Origin of the sequence: Streptomyces sp. NPDC021080 (genome assembly GCF_044333225.1) — a bacterium.
Taxonomy (GTDB): Bacteria; Actinomycetota; Actinomycetes; order Streptomycetales; family Streptomycetaceae; genus Streptomyces.
Map to the genome: position 1 here is coordinate 13357 of NZ_JBIRQM010000013.1, position 18935 is coordinate 32291.

General features: G+C 72.0%; 10 protein-coding genes. 4 read left to right on the forward strand and 6 right to left on the reverse strand.

Annotation, left to right across the window (positions count from 1 at the left end; all coding sequences use genetic code 11):
• Positions 1 to 270 precede the first annotated feature (270 nt).
• The 3 genes from ACH4S8_RS29260 to glpK all read left to right on the forward strand — a co-directional run bounded on the left by ACH4S8_RS29260 (position 271) and on the right by glpK (position 4642).
• Positions 271 to 1932: an EAL domain-containing protein gene (locus ACH4S8_RS29260; protein ID WP_398399227.1), complete on the forward strand. Its 1662-nt coding sequence runs from the start codon at positions 271 to 273 to the stop codon at positions 1930 to 1932.
• Positions 1933 to 2303: 371 nt separating this feature from the next.
• Positions 2304 to 3044, forward strand: coding sequence for an MIP/aquaporin family protein (locus ACH4S8_RS29265; RefSeq protein WP_398399229.1), 741 nt, complete (start codon positions 2304 to 2306; stop codon positions 3042 to 3044).
• Positions 3045 to 3121: 77 nt separating this feature from the next.
• Positions 3122 to 4642: a glycerol kinase GlpK gene (gene glpK, locus ACH4S8_RS29270; RefSeq protein ID WP_398399231.1), complete on the forward strand. Its 1521-nt coding sequence runs from the start codon at positions 3122 to 3124 to the stop codon at positions 4640 to 4642.
• A 149-nt stretch (positions 4643 to 4791) separates the two neighbouring features.
• Here glpK and ACH4S8_RS29275 read toward each other — a convergent pair whose 3' ends face one another.
• Genes ACH4S8_RS29275 through ACH4S8_RS29295 form a run of 5 tightly spaced genes read right to left on the reverse strand, consistent with a single transcriptional unit; the run spans position 4792 to position 12846 of the window.
• The gene (locus tag ACH4S8_RS29275) at positions 4792 to 5400 is read right to left on the reverse strand and encodes a GTP-binding protein (RefSeq protein WP_398399233.1); all 609 of its coding nucleotides are present in this window, start codon (positions 5398 to 5400) and stop codon (positions 4792 to 4794) included.
• Positions 5381 to 9022: a hydantoinase B/oxoprolinase family protein gene (locus ACH4S8_RS29280; RefSeq protein ID WP_398399235.1), complete on the reverse strand. Its 3642-nt coding sequence runs from the start codon at positions 9020 to 9022 to the stop codon at positions 5381 to 5383. Before ACH4S8_RS29280 ends, ACH4S8_RS29275 begins: the two co-directional genes overlap by 20 nt.
• A 24-nt stretch (positions 9023 to 9046) precedes the next feature.
• The gene (locus ACH4S8_RS29285) at positions 9047 to 9442 is read right to left on the reverse strand and encodes a DUF742 domain-containing protein (RefSeq protein WP_398399237.1); all 396 of its coding nucleotides are present in this window, start codon (positions 9440 to 9442) and stop codon (positions 9047 to 9049) included.
• 9 nt (positions 9443 to 9451) lie between these two features.
• Positions 9452 to 9892 carry a roadblock/LC7 domain-containing protein gene (locus ACH4S8_RS29290; RefSeq protein WP_398399239.1) on the reverse strand — a complete coding sequence of 147 codons (441 nt, stop codon included), beginning with the start codon at positions 9890 to 9892 and terminating at the stop codon, positions 9452 to 9454.
• Positions 9889 to 12846: a nitrate- and nitrite sensing domain-containing protein gene (locus tag ACH4S8_RS29295; RefSeq protein ID WP_398399241.1), complete on the reverse strand. Its 2958-nt coding sequence runs from the start codon at positions 12844 to 12846 to the stop codon at positions 9889 to 9891. The genes ACH4S8_RS29290 and ACH4S8_RS29295 overlap by 4 nt, the downstream gene beginning before the upstream one ends.
• Before the next feature lie 424 nt (positions 12847 to 13270).
• On the opposite strand from ACH4S8_RS29295, the gene ACH4S8_RS29300 reads away from it, so the two are divergent.
• Complete coding sequence (locus tag ACH4S8_RS29300; protein ID WP_398399243.1) at positions 13271 to 13906, forward strand: hypothetical protein; 636 nt, start codon at positions 13271 to 13273, stop codon at positions 13904 to 13906.
• A 333-nt stretch (positions 13907 to 14239) separates the two neighbouring features.
• Here the strand turns inward: ACH4S8_RS29300 and ACH4S8_RS29305 are convergent, their stop codons facing one another.
• Complete coding sequence (locus ACH4S8_RS29305; protein WP_398399245.1) at positions 14240 to 18883, reverse strand: hypothetical protein; 4644 nt, start codon at positions 18881 to 18883, stop codon at positions 14240 to 14242.
• Positions 18884 to 18935: the final 52 nt, after the last annotated feature.

Genomic DNA, 18935 nt, shown 5'->3' on the forward strand with positions numbered 1-18935 from the left:
CGGTGGACCGCGCCGGATCCGGAGACCCCGGAGGACCGGCGTCATTCCACCTCTGCCTGGACCGCCCCGTGCGTCCCTCCCGACACGGGCGGCACACGCTCACCGGTCCGGGACGACGTCGGCGACACCGTGCGCTCACCGGTCCCGGCGGCCCCGTGTGCGCGGCATACCCGAGCTCTCCCCCCACACCCACTGTGACGACCCCGGAATCCTGCGTGAACACCTCGTGAATCGCCCGTCGGCGTACGCCGACAGCGGGACCATACCGGTGTGCCCTCCTGGACGGATATGATCCGTTTCGCCTTCCAGCCGGTCGTCAATCTGACCACCGGAGGGATAGCGGCGCTGGAGACACTCGCCCGTCCGGAGTCCGGCGACATCCTGGCCCAGGCCCGCCGCGATCCCGAACTGGACGGCCGCCTGGCCGCGTTGGCCATCCGGGCCGCGGCCCGCAGGGAGACGCTGCTCCCCCTGCACGTCAACGTGTTCGCCGGAACGCTGGCCGACCTCGGCCGGCTCTCGGCGCTGCGCAACGAGGTGCGGGAGGCCGGGCGGCTGCCCTGGGAAGTCACCGTCGACGTCGTACCGCCCTACACACACGTGCCGCAGCACGCCCTGCTGGAGGCGGTGGCCGCGGTGCGCGGCGAGGGCTTCCGGATCTGTGCCGACGGGATCGGCGACGGCGACGTACCGCTGCGCCTGCTCACGGATCTCGCCCCGGAGCTGATGAAGCTCGATGTGTCCCTGCTGTCGCGGCCCGCGGCGGTGTACGCGATGCGGACCCTGTGCGACCAGCTCGGCGCGCTGCTGTCCGTCGAAGGCGTCGAGACGGAACTGCAGTGCGCCGCCGCGCTGTCGGCGGGGGCACAGCTCGCGCAGGGCGATCTGTTCGCACCGCCCGCCCGGCGCCCCTCGGCGGACGTATACGTTCCGGAGCTCTCGCCCGGCGTTCGCAGCGCGCCCCGGTCCGGGCCGTCCGTCGGGCAGTTCGTCCGCCCGGCCGCGCTGTTGCCGGCCACCGCGTCGGCCGGAGAGGTCAGGGCCCTGCTCACCGGGTCCCCCGACGTGTCCGGTGTGCTGCTCGTGGACCCGTTCGGGGTACCGGTCCGCTCGGTGCACCGGTCACGCTTCCTGCTGTCGATGTCCGGGCGATACGGCCACGCGCTGTACGCCGACCGGCCGGCCGCCAAACTCGGTGACGTGCCGCGTACGGTCGGCGCCGACGCCACGGCCTGGGAAGTGCTCGACGTCGTCGCGGACGGGGACCGGGACCGTACGTCCGACGATGTCGCGGTCGTCGACCGGCACGGGCGGTGCGTGGGTGTCGTACGCCTCGCGGACCTCGTACGGGCGCTGTCGGAGAGCCGGGTCGAGGAGGCCGCCGGGCTCAACCCGCTGACCCGGCTGCCCGGTTCGGACGCGATCACCGGGGAGGTGGACCGGCGGATCGCGGACGGGCGGACGTTCGCGCTGAGCTGGCTGGACATCGACCACTTCAAACAGGTCAACGACGGAGCGGGGTTCGTGGCCGGGGACGAGCTGATCCGGTCGGTGGGGCGGGCGCTGCAGCTCTCGGCGTCCGAGGCGACGATGGTCGGGCACATCGGCGGTGACGACTTCCTGGTCCTCGCCGACCCGGACACCCTCGACCCGCTGGCCTCCTCGGTGCTCGACACGCCCTGGGCAGCGGGCGGCCGCGCCGTCACGCTGTCGCTGGCCACGGTGCTGTGCGCACCCGGCAGCGTGATCGACCACCGGCAGGCGGCCACCTCGTTGGCCCCCCTGAAGCAGGCCGCCAAAGCTCTGGCCGGGGCGAGTTGGGTACTGGGCCGTGCGGGGCTGCCCGGCCACGAGGTCCGCCGCGGCACAGGGACGGGGACCGGGACCGGGACCGGTCCGATGGAGTCGTACGGGCAGACGCTGACGGGCTGACCGGCCGTCCGGCCGTCTCCCCGCGTGGCCGGAAACGGTTCCCCGTACGGTGCCGGCTCCCCTGCGTGGCACGCCCTCCCCATGGCCTTCAACCGGTGCGGTCACCGACCTTGACGCCCCCTGGGCGCCGGTGAACACTTCCGGGTGTCAGTCGGCATCGCCGCATTCGGGCGCCATCAGGCACCGCACCGCTCGGGTTTCCGGCCTGCTCCAGGGCCGTTCCCCGCGGGCGATTCCGCTGCGACGGCACGCTCGTCACGGACGCCGGGCGGGGCACGGGACCTCCCTGCCTCCGGCTGGAACAGCCATGGGAACGCACTCTGCACGGTGGCCCGGAGCGGATCGTTCCGGGCGAGAGCCTAGGAGCCGCCATGAGCAACGGAGACATCTTTGTCGGCGAGTTGATCGGCACCGCCATCCTGATCCTCTTCGGCGCCGGTGTGTGCGCCGCCGTCACTCTGAACAGATCGAAAGCCCAGGGAGCGGGCTGGATCGTCATCACCTTCGGATGGGGCTTCGGCGTCCTGGCCGGCGCCTACACCTCGGCGCCGCTGTCGGGAGGGCAGATCAACCCGGCGGTCACCATCGGGTTCGCGATCGAGGGCTCCACGAAGTGGTCGGACGTGCCCTTCTACCTCCTCGGGCAGTTCGCCGGAGCCGTCGTCGGGGCGGTCCTGTGCTGGCTGCTCTACCTCGGCCAGTTCAACCTCAACGCCGAGGACGACAAGGCCATCGAGACGCTGGGGATCTTCTCGACGCGTCCCGAGATCGACAACCCGGTACAGAACCTGATCACCGAGATCATCGCCACCGCCGCCCTGATGCTGCCCATCCTCGGAATGGTCGGCGGCGGCAAGCACGTCGCCGGCATCGGCGACGCGGGCCTTCCGGTCCTTCTCATCTCCTTCCTCGTCGTCGGCATCGGCCTCTCGCTGGGCGGCCCCACCGGGTACGCCATCAACCCGGCCCGCGACCTGGGACCCCGCCTCGCCCACGCGCTGCTGCCGATTCCCAACAAGGGCACGTCGGAGTGGAGATACTCCTGGATCCCGGTGGCCGGCCCGATCGCGGGTGCCGCCATCGCCGCCGGGATCTACAACGTCGCCTTCTGACCACGCGCCGCCGCTCCCGAAGCGCGGCCTCCTGAAGCGAACGCAGCCTCCTGACGAAGACCACGCAAGGGGACGACATGACGGACAACTCCGAGAAGTACGTCGCCGCAATCGACCAGGGCACCACCTCCAGCCGCTGCATCATCTTCGACCGGGCCGGCGCGATCGTCGCCGTCGACCAGCGCGAACACCGCCAGATCTTCCCCAAACCGGGCTGGGTGGAGCACGACGCCACCGAGATCTGGTCCAAGGTGCAGGCCGTGGTCGCAGGAGCGGTCGCCAAGGCCGGGCTGCGCGCCGACCAGCTCAGCGCGCTCGGCATCACCAACCAGCGCGAGACGACCGTTCTGTGGGACCGCGCCACCGGCAAGCCCGTCCACAACGCGATCGTCTGGCAGGACACCCGCACCTCGGCGCTCTGCAACGAACTGGGCGGCACGGACGGCCAGGACCGCTTCCGCGAGCAGACGGGGCTCCCCCTCGCGAGCTACTTCTCCGGGCCCAAGGCGGCCTGGCTGCTGGACAACGTCCCGGGCCTGCGCGCACGCGCCGAACGCGGCGAGATCGCCTTCGGCACCATCGACTCGTGGCTCATCTGGAACCTGACCGGCGGCACCGAGGGCGGGCGGCACGTCACCGACGTGACCAACGCCGGACGCACCATGCTGATGAACCTGGACACCCTCCAGTGGGACCCGTCCATCCTCTCCGCGATGAACATCCCCGAAGCGGTTCTTCCCGAGATCAGGTCCTCCGCCGAGGTCTACGGCACCGCGGTCGGCCAACTCGGCGGGGTTCCGGTCGCGTCGGCGCTCGGCGACCAGCAGGCGGCGGTCTTCGGCCAGGCCTGCTACGACGTCGGTACGGCCAAGAACACCTACGGCACCGGCAGTTTCCTGCTGCTGAACACCGGAAACAGGCCCGTCCCGTCGAAGAACGGGCTGCTGACCACGATGGGCTACAAGATCGGCACCGAGGCGCCGGTCTACTGCCTCGAAGGGTCGATCGCGATCACGGGCGCGCTGGTGCAGTGGTTCCGGGACCAGCTGGGCATCATCCGTTCCGCCGACGAGATCGAAACGCTGGCCGCGAGCGTCGAGGACAACGGCGGCGCGTACATCGTGCCCGCCTTCTCGGGCCTGTTCGCCCCGTACTGGCGCTCGGACGCGCGCGGGGTCGTCACGGGTCTGACGCGGTACGTCACGAAGGCGCACCTCGCGCGTGCGGTCCTGGAGGCCACGAGCTGGCAGACGCGTGAGGTCGTGGACGCCATGTACCAGGACTCGGGGGTACCGATCACCACCCTGAAGGTGGACGGCGGCATGACCGGGAACAATCTGCTGATGCAGCATCAGGCCGATGTCCTCGGTGTGCCGGTGATCCGGCCGAAGGTGTCCGAGACGACCTGTCTGGGCGCCGCCTACGCGGCGGGGCTCGCGACCGGCGTGTGGAACGACCTCGACGAGCTGAAGTCGCACTGGCGCAAGGACGTCGAGTGGACGCCGTCCATGGAGGCCTCGACGCGCGACAGGGAGTACGGCAACTGGCGCAAGGCGGTGGAGAAGAGTTTCGGCTGGCACGACGACACCCTCGGATAGCCCTGGGGCGTGCCGACGTGCAACAGGGGTTCACGCGCGCGTGGGGCTCGGCCGGACCACACGCGCGTGCATGACCGCGGCCCGTACCCCGGTCGGCGGGGGTACGGGCCGCACCTGCCCGCCGTGACGGCCGCGGCGCCGCGCGGGCGTCAGGTCGTGACGGCTGCCTCGCGGGCGGCGGCCGCACGGGCCATCGCGTGCTGGACGACGTGGATGAGGACTTCCTTGACGGACTCGCGGTCCCGCGCGTCGCCCAGGACGACGGGCACACCCGGGTCGAGGTCGAGTGCCTGGCGGACGGCCTCCGCGGGGTAACGTGCCGCGTCCTCGAAGCAGTTGACTCCGACCACGAAGGGTATGGAGCGCCGTTCGAAGTAGTCGACCGCGGCGAAGCAGTCCTCCAGGCGGCGGGTGTCGGCCAGCACGACGGCACCCAGGGCGCCTGTGGCGAGCTCGTCCCACAGGAACCAGAAACGGTCCTGGCCGGGGGTCCCGAACAGATAGAGCACCAGGTCCTCGCGCAGCGTGATCCGGCCGAAGTCCATGGCGACGGTCGTGGTGTGCTTGCCCTCCACACCGCTGATGTCGTCGATGGGCCGGCCCGCCTCGGTGAGGACTTCCTCGGTGCGCAGCGGCCTGATCTCGCTGACCGCGCCGACGAGGGTCGTCTTGCCCACGCCGAAGCCGCCCGCGACCAGGATCTTGAGCGTGACGGGCTCGACCGGAGGCTTCCCGCGCTCAGAACGCCCGAAGATCATCGATCTCTTCTCCTGCTGTGTGGGGGTCACGCGGCGGTGGGCCGTAGCCACCGCCGCCGGGGGTTTCGATGACGAGTACGTCGCCGGGTCCGACGTCCGCCGCATCGCTTCCGCCGAGCTCCGTGACGGTGCCGTCGGCGCGCTCGACCCGGTTGGCGCCGAGGGCACCGGGCTCGCCGCCCGCCATGCCGTACGGCGGCACCCTTCGGTGCTGTGAGAGCGTCGAGACGGTCATGGGCTCCAGGAACCGGATACGTCGTACGGCGCCGTCGCCGCCCCGCCAGTGTCCGGCGCCGCCGCTGCCGTGTCGAATCGCGAACTCGTCGAGCCTGACGGGCAGTCGCCACTCCAGGACCTCGGGGTCGGTGAGCCGCGAGTTCGTCATATGGGTCTGTACGACGGGGGCTCCGGGGAAGCCGTCGCCGGCGCCCGATCCGGAGGCCACGGTCTCGTAGTACTGGTGGTGCTCGTTGCCGAAGGTGACGTTGTTCATGGTGCCGGAGCCTTCGGCCTGCACGCCCAGGGCCGCGTAGAGGGCACCGGTGATCGCCTGGGACGTCTCCACGTTCCCGGCGACGACGGCGGCCGGTGGCTCGGGGGCGAGCATCGATCCCGTCGGCACCACGATGCGCAGGGGACGCAGACAGCCGTCGTTGAGCGGGATGTCGTCGTTCACCAGGGTGCGGAAGACGTACAGGACCGCGGCGTTGACCACAGCGAAGGGCGCGTTGAAGTTGGTGGCGAGCTGCGCGGACGTGCCCGTGAAGTCGACGGTGGCGGAGCGTGCCTCGCGGTCCACACGAATACGGACCCGGATGACCGCGCCGGAGTCCGTCTCGTAGGCGAACTCGCCGTCTTCGAGCGTGTCGACGACGCGGCGCACCGCTTCCTCCGCGTTGTCCTGGACGTGCTTCATGTACGCCTGGACGACGTCGAGCCCGAAGTCCTCGATCATGCGGCCGACTTCGTCGACGCCCTTGCGGTTGGCCGCGATCTGGGCGCGCAGATCGGCGAGGTTCGTCCTCGGGTTGCGCGAGGGGTGGGGCGGAGCCGTGAGCAGGGCCAGCGTCTCCGCCTCGCGGAAGCGCCCGTTCTCGGCGAGCAGCCAGTTGTCGAAGAGGACGCCCTCCTCGTCGATGGTGCGGCTGTTCGCCGGCATGGAGCCGGGAGCGATGCCGCCGATCTCGGCGTGGTGGCCGCGCGAGGCGACGTAGAACAGGATCCGCTCACCCTCCGTGTCGAAGACCGGGGTGATCACGGTGACATCGGGGAGGTGGGTGCCGCCGTGATAGGGGTCGTTGACGGCGTAGGTGTCACCGGGCCGCATGGTGTCGCCGCGCCGGCGGACGACCTCCTGCACGCTCGTGCCCATCGAGCCCAGGTGGACCGGGATGTGCGGGGCGTTGGCCACCAGACTGCCGTCGGGGTCGAAGAGGGCGCAGGAGAAGTCCAGCCGCTCCTTGATGTTGACGGACTGGGCGGTCGATTCCAGGCGGGCGCCCATCTGTTCGGCGATGGACATGAAGAGGTTGTTGAAGACCTCGAGCAGAACGGGATCCGCCTGTGTGCCGAGTTCGGAACTCTGCGTAACCGCCGCGCGTTCCATGACTAGATGCCCGTCGTCGGTCGTCGCGGCCCGCCAGCCGTCGTCGACGACGGTTGTCGCCCCTGCCTCGGCGATGATCGCGGGTCCGCTCACGGTCTCGCCGGGCGGGAGTTCCTCGCGCCGGTGCAGGGGCACTTCGCGCCAGGCGCCGCCCGTGTGAAGTCTGACGGTCGGCGCGATGGCCGGGCGTGAGGCGCGTGCGGCCTCGCCGGGGGCGAGGGCGGAGAGGTCGGGGGGTTCGGTGAGACCGGTGGCTTCCACGGAGAGGGCTTCGACGACGACCGGACGGTCGAGGGTGAAGGAGTAGGTGGCGCGATGACGTTCTTCGAAGGCGTGGGTCATGGTGTCGGGCTCGGTGAGCTCGACGGTCAGTGCCGTGTCCGTGCCGTCATAGCGGAGCTGGGCCCGGCGGGTGATCCGGATGCGGTGCTCGGGGACGTCCTCGGCGAGGAGTTCGGCGCGGGTGGCGCTTTCCAGATCGTCGGCCGTCTTGAGGATGCCGGGCATCGCGGACGGTTCGAGACGCGTTTCGACGGACTGTTCGCGCATGGCCGTCGTGTCGGCGAGTCCGATGCCGAGGGCGGACAGGACGCCTGCCATGGGCGGGACCAGGACGGTGCGGATGCCGAGCGAGTCGGCGACCATGCACGCGTGCTGGCCGCCGGCGCCACCGAACGTGGTGAGCGCGTAGCGGGTGACGTCGTGGCCCTTCTGTACGGAGATCCGCTTGACGGCGTTGGCGATGTTGGCCACGGCGATCTGCAGAAAGCCCTCGGCGACCTGCTCCGGGGTACGGGCGTCTCCGGTCCTCTCGTGGATCTCCCGCGCGAGGGCGGTGAACCGGTCGTGGACGAGAGGGGCGTCGAGGGGCTCGTTCCCGCCGGGCCCGAACACCTTCGGGAAGTGGCCTGGCTGGACGCGGCCGAGAGCGACATTGGCGTCGGTGACCGTCAGCGGACCGCCGTTGCGGTAGCAGGCGGGTCCGGGTGCGGCGCCTGCCGAATCGGGGCCCACCCGGTAGCGGGATCCGTCGAAGTGGAGCACCGAACCGCCGCCCGCGGCGACCGTGTGGATGTCCAGCATGGGGGCGCGCAGCCGGATCCCGGCGATGTGCGTGGTGAAGGTCCGCTCGTAGTCTCCGGCGAAGTGGGAGACGTCCGTGGACGTACCGCCCATGTCGAAGCCGATGACGCGGTCGTAGCCGGCGAGCTGCGACATCCGGGCCATGCCGACGATGCCGCCCGCGGGTCCCGAGAGGATGGCGTCCTTGCCCCGGAACTGTCCGGCCTCGGCGAGCCCTCCGTTGGACTGCATGAACATCAGCCGCACCTCCCGGAGTTCGGCGGCGACCTGCTGGACGTAGCGGCGCAGCCCGGGGGACAGGTAGGCGTCGACGACGGCCGTGTCACCGCGCGGGACCAGCTTCATCAGCGGGCTGACCTCGCTGGAGAGGGAGACCTGCGGGAAGCCGACACGTGTCGCCAGCTCACCCACGGCCTGTTCGTGGGCGGGGTGGAGATGGCTGTGCATGCAGACGACGGCGACCGCGCGGATCCCGTCGTCGTACGCCTCCTGCAGGGAGGCTGCCAGGGCGTCCAGGTCGGGGGCGCGCAGGACGGTGCCGTCGGCGGCGATCCGTTCGTCGACCTCGATGACCCGCTCGTGGAGCAGTTCGGGGAGTTCGATCGCGCGGGCGAAGATGCCCGGGCGGTTCTGGTAGGCGATGCGCAGGGCGTCGCGGAAGCCCCGGGTGGTGACGAGGAGCGTGCGCTCGCCCTTGCGTTCGAGGAGCGCGTTGGTCGCGACGGTGGTGCCCATGCGGACGGCGTCGACCGGGGCGCCCGTGGTGTCCCCTTCGCCGCGGAGGAGTTCACGGACGCCCGCGACGGCCGCGTCGGCGTAGCGGGCGGGGTTGTCGGACAGCAGTTTGTGCGTGAGGAGTCGGCCGTCCGGGCGCCGCGCGACGATGTCCGTGAAGGTACCGCCCCGGTCGACCCAGAACTGCCAGCCTGTCACGTCTGTTCCCCGTTTCCGCCCAGCTCAGAGTGCCCTGAGGCCGCTGATCACGTCGCGCAGAATACTCTCGTCCGGCAGCTCGGCGGGGGGTACGGGACGTGTCACATGGACCATTTCGTCATCCACCAGGTCTCCGATCAGGACCCGCACCACTCCGATGGGCAGATCGAGTCCGGCCGCGAGTTCGGCGACCGACTGGGGGACGGCACGGCAGAGTTCGACGATGTCCACGTGTTCCGGGGACAGTGTGTGGTCCGCCTCGGGGTCTTCGGCGTGCTGTTCCGTGACCACCAGCGCGATCAGATCGAGGCGGTGCTGGGCCGCGCTGGTGGTGCGGCCGCGGGTCATGGCATAGGGGCGGACCACCGGCCCCGCCTCGTCGTCGAACCAGTGGCGTCTTCCCTGACCGTCTCCGCTCATGTCATCCCACTACCCGCCCGAAGGCAGATCGGTGCGGGGAGTGGAGGCCAGATGTACGCCGACTCGCTTGACGAGGAGCGTCATCTCGTACGCGACCTGGCCCACGTCGGAGTCGGCGTCCGAGAGGACGGCCAGGCAGCTGCCGTCGCCGGCGGCCGTGACGAACAGGAAGGCCTCGTCGAGTTCGACGACGGTCTGACGGACACTGCCCGCCTCGAAGTGCCGGCCGACGCCCTTGGCGAGGCTGTGGAAGCCGGAGGCGACGGCGGCCAGGTGTTCGCTGTCCTCACGGGTGAGGTCCTTCGAGGCCCCGGTGGGCAGGCCGTCTCCGGAGAGCACGATCGCTTTGTTGATGCTGGCGACGCGGTCCACCAGTTCGTCGAGCAGCCAGTTCAGCTCGCCGGACCCGTTGCTGGTCGTGGCGGGCCCTGCGGCCTTCGGTGCGGTCATCGACCGTCTCCCTTTGTCGTTCCTCGTGCTGAGCTGTCCTGGGCCTGGTCGCCCTCGGCGTTCTCTTCGCGGCCGCGCTGCCAGCCACGCTGGAGCGAGGCCATGCGGCTGCGTACTTCGTCGGCGTCCCGTTCGGTGGGGTCCGGTCCCGCGCCGTCGCGGCCGGTGCCGCGCTCGGCGAGCCGCGACGGTCCGTCCTTCAACTGTGGTGCCAGATTGGCCTGCCGGACACGTCGGGGCAGCGGGGCCGTGCCCGATTCGGGCTGCCCCGTCGCGGTGTCGCGGTGCGCTGTGGTGTCGTCCGGACTCGCGGCGGACGCCGTGGTGCGGGTGCGCCGGGGCAGGGCCGGGGCGTCGTGGGGGCCCGGGGCGTCGGGACCGACGGTGTTCTCACGGAGACCGGGCACCGCGGGTGTTTCGGTCGCGTCGTGGAGAGCGGGTCTTCCGCCTGTGCCGAACGACGCGCGCGGGCCGGGGACGCCGGAGCGTTCACCGCCGTGCCCGGCCGGGGCGACGGATCGCTCGCCGCGCCGCTTGGGCAGTGGCTTCGTGCCTTCGAGTCCGGGTGTACGGCGGTCCGTGTTCTCTTCCGGCTCCGGGTCCCACGCCGACGCGGGGTTCTGGGTCCTGCCCTCGTCGGCCTGGTCGCGCCACGATCCGGCCTGGGTGACGGGACGGCCGTGGGAGCTGACGAGTTTGGGCGCCCGGCGGCGCGGCAGCGGTACGGGAGCGGTGTCCGGACGGTCGTCGTCCCCCGGACCGGCGGGGTCGTCGCCGGCACCGGCGTGCTGGTGCCGCCCTGCCGGAACCCCGGCGATGGAGCGCCGCGGACGGAACAGTCCTCCGCGTTCGCTGTCGTCGTCGCCGAGAGCGCCGGGGAATCCGGTGAGCGTGTCCAGCTCGACCGGCGCGTCCAGCTCGACGGGACCGTCCAGGACGGAGGCCGGCAGCCCGGGCAGCCGCGCCGACGACTCGGCGAGTGTCGCGTTGCGGCTTTCCCCGGTCCCGCGTTTCTTCGGCAGGGCGCGGTCGAGACGGAATCCGATGCCGTTGGTGTCCGGAACGTCGTCGGTGAGCAGGGCGTCCGGCATGAAGACGACCGCGGTGGTGCCGCCGTACGGGGAAGGCTGGAGCGAGACGCGGACGTTCTGGCGCTGGGCGAGCCGGCTGACCACGAAGAGGCCGAGCCGGTCGGTGTCGGAGAGTTCGAACTCGGGGGTCTCGGCGAGCCGCAGGTTGGCGTCGAGCAGCGCCTCGGCGGTCATACCGAGGCCGCGGTCGTGGATCTCCAGGGTGAATCCGTTGGCGACGCGCTCGCCGACGACGTGGACGGCCGTGTGCGGGGGCGAGAACACCGTCGCGTTCTCCAGGAGTTCGGCCACGAGATGGGTGACGTCGGCGACGGCGGGACCCGTGACGGCGACGCGCGGCAGCCGGCGTACCTCGACGCGTTCGTAGTCCTCGACCTCGGCGACGGAGGCGCGGACGATGTCCATGAGCTGGACCGGTTTGCGCCACTGCCGGGACGGCGCCGCGCCGGACAGGATGACCAGTCCCTCGGCGTGGCGGCGCATGCGGGTGGTCAGGTGGTCGAGGCGGAACAGGTCGGCCAGTTCGTCGGTGTCCTCGGTCCTGCGTTCCATGGTGTCGAGGAGGGTGAGCTGTTTGTGGAGCAGCACCTGGCTGCGGCGCGCGAGGTTGACGAAGACCTCGGAGACGCCCTCGCGCAGTTCGGACTGCTTGACGGCCGCCTCGACGGCGGCGCGCTGAAGGGTGTTGAGGGCTTGGCCGACCTCACCCATCTCGTTCCTGTCGTACTCCAGGCGCGGCACTTCGGTCTCGACGTCGACCTGTTCGCCCGCGGAGAGGCGGCGCATGACGCTGGGCAGCCGTACGCCGGACGCCTCGTGGGCCTCCATGCGCAGCCGTCGCAGATCGCGGATGAGGCTCCGGCCGATGCGTACGGACATGACGAGCGAGATCAGCAGGGCGATCAGACCGACCACGCCCACGCCCACGGCCTGGAGGATGACACCCATGGCCACGGGCCTGACCCGGTCCCGGTAGTGGTCGCCCGCCCGGTCCTCGAGTCCGCCGAGTTCGGTGAGCACATGCCCGGCCGCGCTGTCCCAGCTCTTCGCCGTGACCCCGCGCGGCGAACCGGCCGTGGATGCGGCGACGGCCTGCTCGGCCGCGCGCAGCGGCCCGGTGCCGGCGTTCGCCCAGTAGCGCTGGAAGCGGGCGCGGTCCGAGGAGGGAAGCAGTGGCAGGCTGACGTCGTACAGCAGTGTTCGCTGGGCCACGAGGTCGGAGATCTCGCGGAGTTCGTCGCGGGTGATGTGGCCGGCGACCAGCGCGGAGCCGAGGAGGGCGTCCTCGCGGGAGAGCAGTTCACGGGCGCGGGACACATTGACGAGGGCGCGGGCCTCCTTGTCCAGTTCCACGTCGTCGACCCCGTGCAGATTCGCCAGCAGGGCGTAGCAGGGGTCGATGAGCCGGTCGTAGAGACCGAGGGCCTGGACGCGGTTGATGGTGCCGTCCTCGACGCCGTTGCGCAGCGAGGGAATTCCGTCGACCGCGTCGAGGAGCGAGGTGAGGCGCTCGGCGGTGCCTCCGCCGAGGTCCTCGCGCACGCTCTTGTCCCTGGCGTTCCTGCGGAGCTTCGCCACGATGCGGTCCGTGACGCCGCGGCTGCGCTTGAGCGTGGCGAGTCCGTCGGACGCGCGAGGATCGGCCAGGTAGACGAGTGTCTGGCGGCGTTCCCGCTGGAGGACCCTGACGGTGTCCTCGGCCGGGTAGCCGATCTTCTTCGCGACCTCGGAAACGCTGAAGAGCTCGCCGGCCTCACGCCCCGTCAGCACGGTGGCGAAAGCCCAGATCGCGGTCAACGACACCAGGGGCACGAGGAGCAGCGCCACAATCTTCCGGCGGATGGACTTCCCGCGAAAGCGCATGGCCTCCCCCAGCTCGACCCCCTCCGGCCGGGGGTACACATGTGCGTCAACAAACGGCGTGAGCCTACTACTGACCCGTAGGCATCTCGAAGACCCGTCCGGAGGGCCGTCCCGGCCCGACGGGGAACGAGACATGGGGAGTTGTCCGTTCATTGGGGGAGATTGCGCCCCTGGATCAGGCACTTGGGGCCGGATCCCCCCGGAGTGGGGAACTTTGTCAGTTGGCCGAAATTCTTCGCTCGGCGGGAATCTTCAGGGCAGGTCGTTCGTCTTTCTGTACGGGAATTGAGGGCGGAATCGGCCACAGGCATCGCATGCCGCGCTCAGTCGGCGTAAAAGGACGCAAGCCGGGCAGCCACTGGGGGGCGGGGGTCGCAAGACACCCGTGCGAGATGACTGCCGGGCGGTGGGGAGTGACAAGTTGATGGGCACGGCGGAGCGGAGCGGGGCACCCGCTGCTGAGGTCGCGACACGAAAGGCGGCACAACTGGCCACCCGGGAACCGGATGAGGGCGTCCCGGCAGCGGGGCCCGACCGTCCGGACGCTCGGGCGGCGGCGGACGGGCCCGGCACGACGGACCTCCAGGACACGATCCCGGACAGGGGTGGCCGAGCCGAGGAGAAGGGCGCTGCCACGAACGGATACGAGAGCCACGAAGAGCGGGCGTACTACCGGCCGTTGTGGATCGAGGAGCCGGCCCGCAGGCGCCGGCTGCCCGATCCGGTGCGTACGTCCGCGGTGCGTGCGGTGCTCGTCATCGCGGTCACGTTGATACAGGCCGTGGTGGCCTTCCTGTGCACGATGACGGATTCCTGGCTGGCCTTCCCGATGGTCGTCAGCAGCGTGGCCGGCACGGTCGTCGCCACATGGGCGGTGCTGGACGTCTGGGTGACACGGCAGGTGTGGAACCAGCGGAACGGCGTGGTGTCGGTGCCGAGCAGCACGGCGCGGGCGCTGCGACGCGAGCGCCGCAGGGCCAGGCGTCAGGCACGGATCGCCGCGCGGGCCCAGGAGCGGATACGCAGGCGGGGCGGGGCCGGGCAGTTGTCGCACTCGTAAGCGGAGCGGCAGCCGTTCGCGACCTTGGCCGGCCGGCTGTCTTCGAGGGCTCCCTCGCCCGCCCGGACCCGATGCCGGTTATCACGGCATCGTCGAGCGGGGAGCGGCCGTCGGACAGTTTCGCTCCGGCGGCCGTGCCGGGAGACTCTTCCGCCGTCCGCCGACGAGCTGCACGCGTGGACGAGCGAACCGGCATGGGTGCGGGGGATCGTGCGGCCGGCCGCTGACGACCCGCGTTCCCGCGCACCGGTGAGGAGCGCGGGAACCGGGAGGAGTTCGGGGCAACCGCGCGGTCGGCGGCGGCCGGCACGCGATCACCCTGCGGCTCCGTCGCTACGGGGTGACCGGTGCCGGGCGCTTGAACATCCGGGTCGCTGTGATCTCGGTGTGCACGGCTTCCCCGGCGGCCGCCTCACGCGGCAGTCCCGGCCGCAGGTGCTCCTCCACGCTGATGTACTTCAGCCCGGCACGGAGGTCGGCGTCGTTGCGCAGCCGGATGACGAGGGGGAACTCGGCGAGCGCGGTCGTGTCGAACAGGCCGGTGGTGTACAGGAGCTGGACGCCGAGCGCGTCCGAGACGGCTCGCTGGAGCTCCAGCAGATAGGTCGCGTTGGCGCGCCCGATGGGGTTGTCGAGGAACAGGGTGCCGGCGTGCCGGTGCTTGTCGCGGCCGCGGTCGTTGCTGCGCAGCGCGGCCATCGTGCAGTAAAGAGCGATAGCGGCGGTGAGCAGCTGGCCGCCCGAGAACACGTCGCCCATCTGTCCGACGGGGACGCGTTCGGCGCGCAGCACGGCGTCCGGCTTGAGGATCTCGACGGCGACGCCCTTGGGCTGGAGGGCGGCGCTGACTCCGCGCAGCAGCAGCGACATGCCGTCGCGCCGCATGTCGGAGTTCTTCTTGACCGCCGCGCGGGTGGCCTCGTCCACCACCTCACCGAGCCGCTCGGTGAGGGTGGCCTGGTCGGGTTCCTCGAAGCGGATGCGCAGGAATTCCTGTCCGGACCACTCCCCCAGTCCCTCCGGCAGCCTGGACAGCCGCTGGGCGGACCGAAGGGTGGCGAGGGAGGACTCGACGAGCCCGCGCAGCCGGTCCACGATCGAGTCCCGGTTGCGCTCCAGCTGCGCCAGTTCGTCGGTCAGCACACGCAGCCGGGGCGCGAACGCGTCCGCCCACTTCTGCGCGTGCTCCGGCAGCGAGGAGGCGGGCAGCTCGCGGATCTGCTGCCGGGCGGGGGTGCGCACCTGCTCGTAGCGCGTGGAGTTGGCGTGGCGCACGAGGATGTCGCTCGCCTCGCGGACGGTGGCCTCGGCGGTGGTCAGGTCGGCGGCGCAGCCGCGCAGCGAGCGGCGGCTCTCGGCGGCGGAGCTGCGTGCCTCCTCCAGCGTGCCGGGGTAGGGCTCGGGTTCGTCCTGCTCCTCGTCGACGTGGTCGCGGAGCAGGTCCCGCAGGAGCGCGGCCGTCTCGTCGAAACCGCCGGCCGCGTCCTCGGCGGAGCGGTGGGCGTCGAGGAACTCGGCGTGTGCCTCGCGGGCCTGGTTCAACGCCTCGGTGCGGGAGGCGAGTTGGGTCGTGGCGGTGCGCAGCAGGGTCTGGGCCTGTTCGGCGTCGCCCGGAACGAGCTCCTCCGCCAGTTCGGTGTGGGTCTCGCCCTCCTCGGGCGCGTGCCGCTCCGCCTCGCCGCGCAGCCGGCCGAGCTGTTCGCTCGCGGTCGACATCCGGGTCTCCAGGAGCTGCACCAGTTCCTCGGCCCGTGCCGCGGCGGCCTGCCGGGAGGGGCCGTCCGAGCCGTCCGGTGATTCCAGGAGCTGCTCGGCGCGGGTGCGGACCTTGTTGCTGAGCCGGTCCAGGTCGGCGAGGGCCGCGGTCTCGTCGCTCTCGGCCCGTGCCTGCTCGGCCCTCAGATCGGCGCCGACGCCGACCTTCTCGTAGAGCTGCGACGCGGCCCGGTACGCCTCGCGCAGGGCGGGCAGCGAGGCCTTGGCCGCCGTCCCGTCGTGGGTCACCTCGTCGGGGGCGCCGGCGATCTCCGCGCGTTCGGCGCGCAGCGCGCGGGCCGTACGGCGGGCGTCGTCGGCGGCACGCTGGGTGGCGCGGCGGTCCTCGTCGGCTGCGCGGGCGCGCTCCAGGCACACCTGGGCACGGGCCTCCGACTCCGCCGCCTCGTCGGCGAGTTCGCGGAGCTTGACCTGCCATCCGGCACGTTCGCGCAGCCGGAAGGCGAGTCCGGCGAGCGCGTCCGCGGCACGCCGGGCCTTCTGCGCGGCCTCCTGCCGCTCGTCGCGTGCATGGGCCGCTTCGGCAGCCGTCTCGTCGGCCTCCGCCCGGACGGTGCGGGCCTCGGCCAGCTCGGCCTCGGCCTCCTCCGCGAACCCGCGCGCGTCGAGGGCGGCCGCGGCCAGTTCGGCGAGCCGTCCGGCGGGGCAGCCGGTGCGCCAGGACGCGAGGCGTGCGGCGAGCTCCCGGTCCTTGCCGAGACGGGCGGCGAGGGTACGGATCTCCTCGTCCCGCAGGCCGGTGCGGGCCCGCAGCGCCTGGCGCTCCTCGTCGGCGGCGTGCTCGTCGTGCATGGCCGGGTTCGGCGGTACGAGGAAGACTCCGCCGTCGTCCGCGCCAGCGGCCGGGGTGGGGGCGAGCAGGGCGGCTGCCGTTCCGACGGCGACCGTGGAGCGGGGCAGCAGGGCGGCGTCGCCGAGGACCTCGCGGGCCCGGGCATGGGTGTCCGGGTCGGTGATGATGACGCCGTCGACGAGTTCGGGCCGGGCGGCCAGTACGCGCGCGTGGTCGACGGGGTCGACGGCCTGGGCGAGGTAGCGCCATCCGGGCAGCGCGGGGATGCCGTGCTCACCGAGGTACTCGACGGCTGCGAGGACGTCCGGGCCGGGCGGCAGCAGCCCGCCGTCGCCGAGCGCCCCGAGGATCCGGGCGTCGTCGGCGGCGGCGGTGCGCAGTTCGAAGAGCTGCCGCTCGGCGGAGGCGACCGTTTCGTCGAGAAGCCCGCGGAGTTCGTCGGCGTACCGGTCGAGCTCCTCGGGAGCCAGCGGCGCGCCGCCCGACGAGGCGGCCGGGCCGTCGGGCTCCTCGTCGCGGCGAGACTGCAGAACGACGCGGGGGGTACCGGTGCCTGTACCTGTGCCGGGCAGGCTCAGCAGCTCGGCGAGCCGTTCCTCCTGCGCCAGGGCCTCGGCCGTGCGCCGCTCCGCTTCGTGGGACCGCTCGGCCGCCGTCGCCGCGTCCGCCGCGCGGGCGGCCGTCAGCTCGGCGCGGGACTCGGCGGAGGCCGCCTCCCGTGCCTGGTCGGCGGCGCGGCGCGAGGCCTCGCGCGCGGTGTCCCAGGCGGCGACGGCGCTCTTCTCCGCGTCGCTGGCGGCGAGGGCGGCCCGGGCCGGGTCGGCGTCGGGGGCGCTGTCGTCGAGCCAGCCGGCCCGGACGGCTTCGGCGGTCTCCTGCTCGACCTCGGACAGGCGCTGGCGCAGATGCCCGACCTCGCTGCGGGCGCGCTGCGCGGCGGTGGCGGCGGCCGTCGAGTCGGCGTATGCCGTCTCGCCCGCTTCCTGGAGGCCGGCGGAGCGCTCCTCCTCCTCGTTGGCGAGCGTCTCGGCGCTCTCGGCGGCCCGGTGCAGCGCGCGGACGAGGTCGACGGCGGCCGTGGCGCGGGCCGCGAGCGCGGGAGCGGCGTCCCGTTCGGCCTCGCGGATCGCGTCGGCGACGCGGGTGGAGCGGTCGGCGGCGGCGCGGTGGCGCAGCACGGCCTCGGCGGCCTGCCAGGCCGCGTGCAGGGTGCGCGCGTCGGCGAGCTCGCGCTTCTGTGCGGCGGCCGACTTCTCCGCGCCGGCCAGGGCCAGCGAGGCGTGGCGGTAGGCGAGTTCGGCGGCGATCAGCGCGCTGCGCCCGCGAGCGCCCTCGGCGTGGGTGACGGCGTACGCGGCGGCGGTCACGCGCTGGGCGAGCTCACCGGCGCGCACGCGCTCCCGCACGGCCCGCGCGGACAGCCGGCGTGCCAGTGTCCTGGTCCGGCGCTCGGCGCCGGTGTGGATGTCACGCGCGCGTGCCCGTGCTCCGGCGGCGTCGACGATCCGGCCGAGCAGGTCCACGGAACCGGCGGTGAAGTCGCGCTCGGCGATGAGTTCGGCGCGTCGCCCGAGCTTGTTGCCGAAGCCGCCGACCAGGTCGGCGAGCCCGTCGGTGTCGCGGGTGTCGGTGACGGCGCGCAGCAGCAGATCGGTGAAGTCGGAGTCCTTCTTGACCGCGAAGAGGCCGGCTGCCTCACCCTCGTCGGCGTTCATCTCCCGCTGGTAGCGGAAGAGTTCGGGGTCAAGGCCCAGGTCGCCGAGGTGTTCGTTCCAGCGGTCGTGGATCTCCTCCCAGTGCACCTCCAGGTGCGGGTAGGCCTTGCCCGCCTCGGTGATCGCGTCGCGGAAACCCTTCATGGTCCGCCGCCGTCCCTGCGCGCCGGAGGCGCCCTCGACGGGCGGCCGGACCGAAGTGGCCTCGGCGACGGGCAGGTTGTCCAGGCTGAGCCCGGGGCCCGGCCGGAACGAGTACCAGGCTTCGGCGAACTTCCGCGGGTCGTTGGAGACCTGCCGCCCGCGCCACTCGCTCGCCTTGCCGACCACCACGCACTCACCGGTCAGCGTGTGCTGCCACTCCAGCGCGACGTGTCCGCAGTCGTCGGCGAGCAGGAACTTGCGCAGCACACCGGAGCTGGCGCCGCCGAGGGTGTTGCGGTGTCCGGGGAGCATGACCGAGAAGATCAGCTTGAGCAGTACGGACTTGCCGCCGCCGTTCTCCAGGAAGAGCACACCGGCGGGCGCGGGGCGGCGCGGCGGGCCGACCGGCTCCTCCTCGAAGAACTCCGCCTGGGTGGGCGCCGGGTCGGGTACGGGCGCGCCGACTCCGCGCAGGTCCAGCACGGTGTCGGCGTAACGCGCACCGGCGGGCCCGATGGAGTAGAGGCGGACCCGGGACAGCTCGTACATGGCGGCGGACTCTCGTAGTCGAAAGGGGAAGGTCGTTCAGGGGAGCCGGGGC

Excerpts from the sequence above, each read along its gene's own strand:
- ACH4S8_RS29265 (WP_398399229.1), top strand. The coding sequence starts at position 2,304 with ATGAGCAACGGAGACATCTTTGTCGGCGAGTTGATCGGCACCGCCATC.
- glpK (WP_398399231.1), top strand. The coding sequence starts at position 3,122 with ATGACGGACAACTCCGAGAAGTACGTCGCCGCAATCGACCAGGGCACC.
- ACH4S8_RS29275 (WP_398399233.1), bottom strand. The coding sequence starts at position 5,400 with ATGATCTTCGGGCGTTCTGAGCGCGGGAAGCCTCCGGTCGAGCCCGTC.
- ACH4S8_RS29285 (WP_398399237.1), bottom strand. The coding sequence starts at position 9,442 with ATGAGCGGAGACGGTCAGGGAAGACGCCACTGGTTCGACGACGAGGCG.
- ACH4S8_RS29290 (WP_398399239.1), bottom strand. The coding sequence starts at position 9,892 with ATGACCGCACCGAAGGCCGCAGGGCCCGCCACGACCAGCAACGGGTCC.
- ACH4S8_RS29295 (WP_398399241.1), bottom strand. The coding sequence starts at position 12,846 with ATGCGCTTTCGCGGGAAGTCCATCCGCCGGAAGATTGTGGCGCTGCTC.
- ACH4S8_RS29300 (WP_398399243.1), top strand. The coding sequence starts at position 13,271 with ATGGGCACGGCGGAGCGGAGCGGGGCACCCGCTGCTGAGGTCGCGACA.
- ACH4S8_RS29305 (WP_398399245.1), bottom strand. The coding sequence starts at position 18,883 with ATGTACGAGCTGTCCCGGGTCCGCCTCTACTCCATCGGGCCCGCCGGT.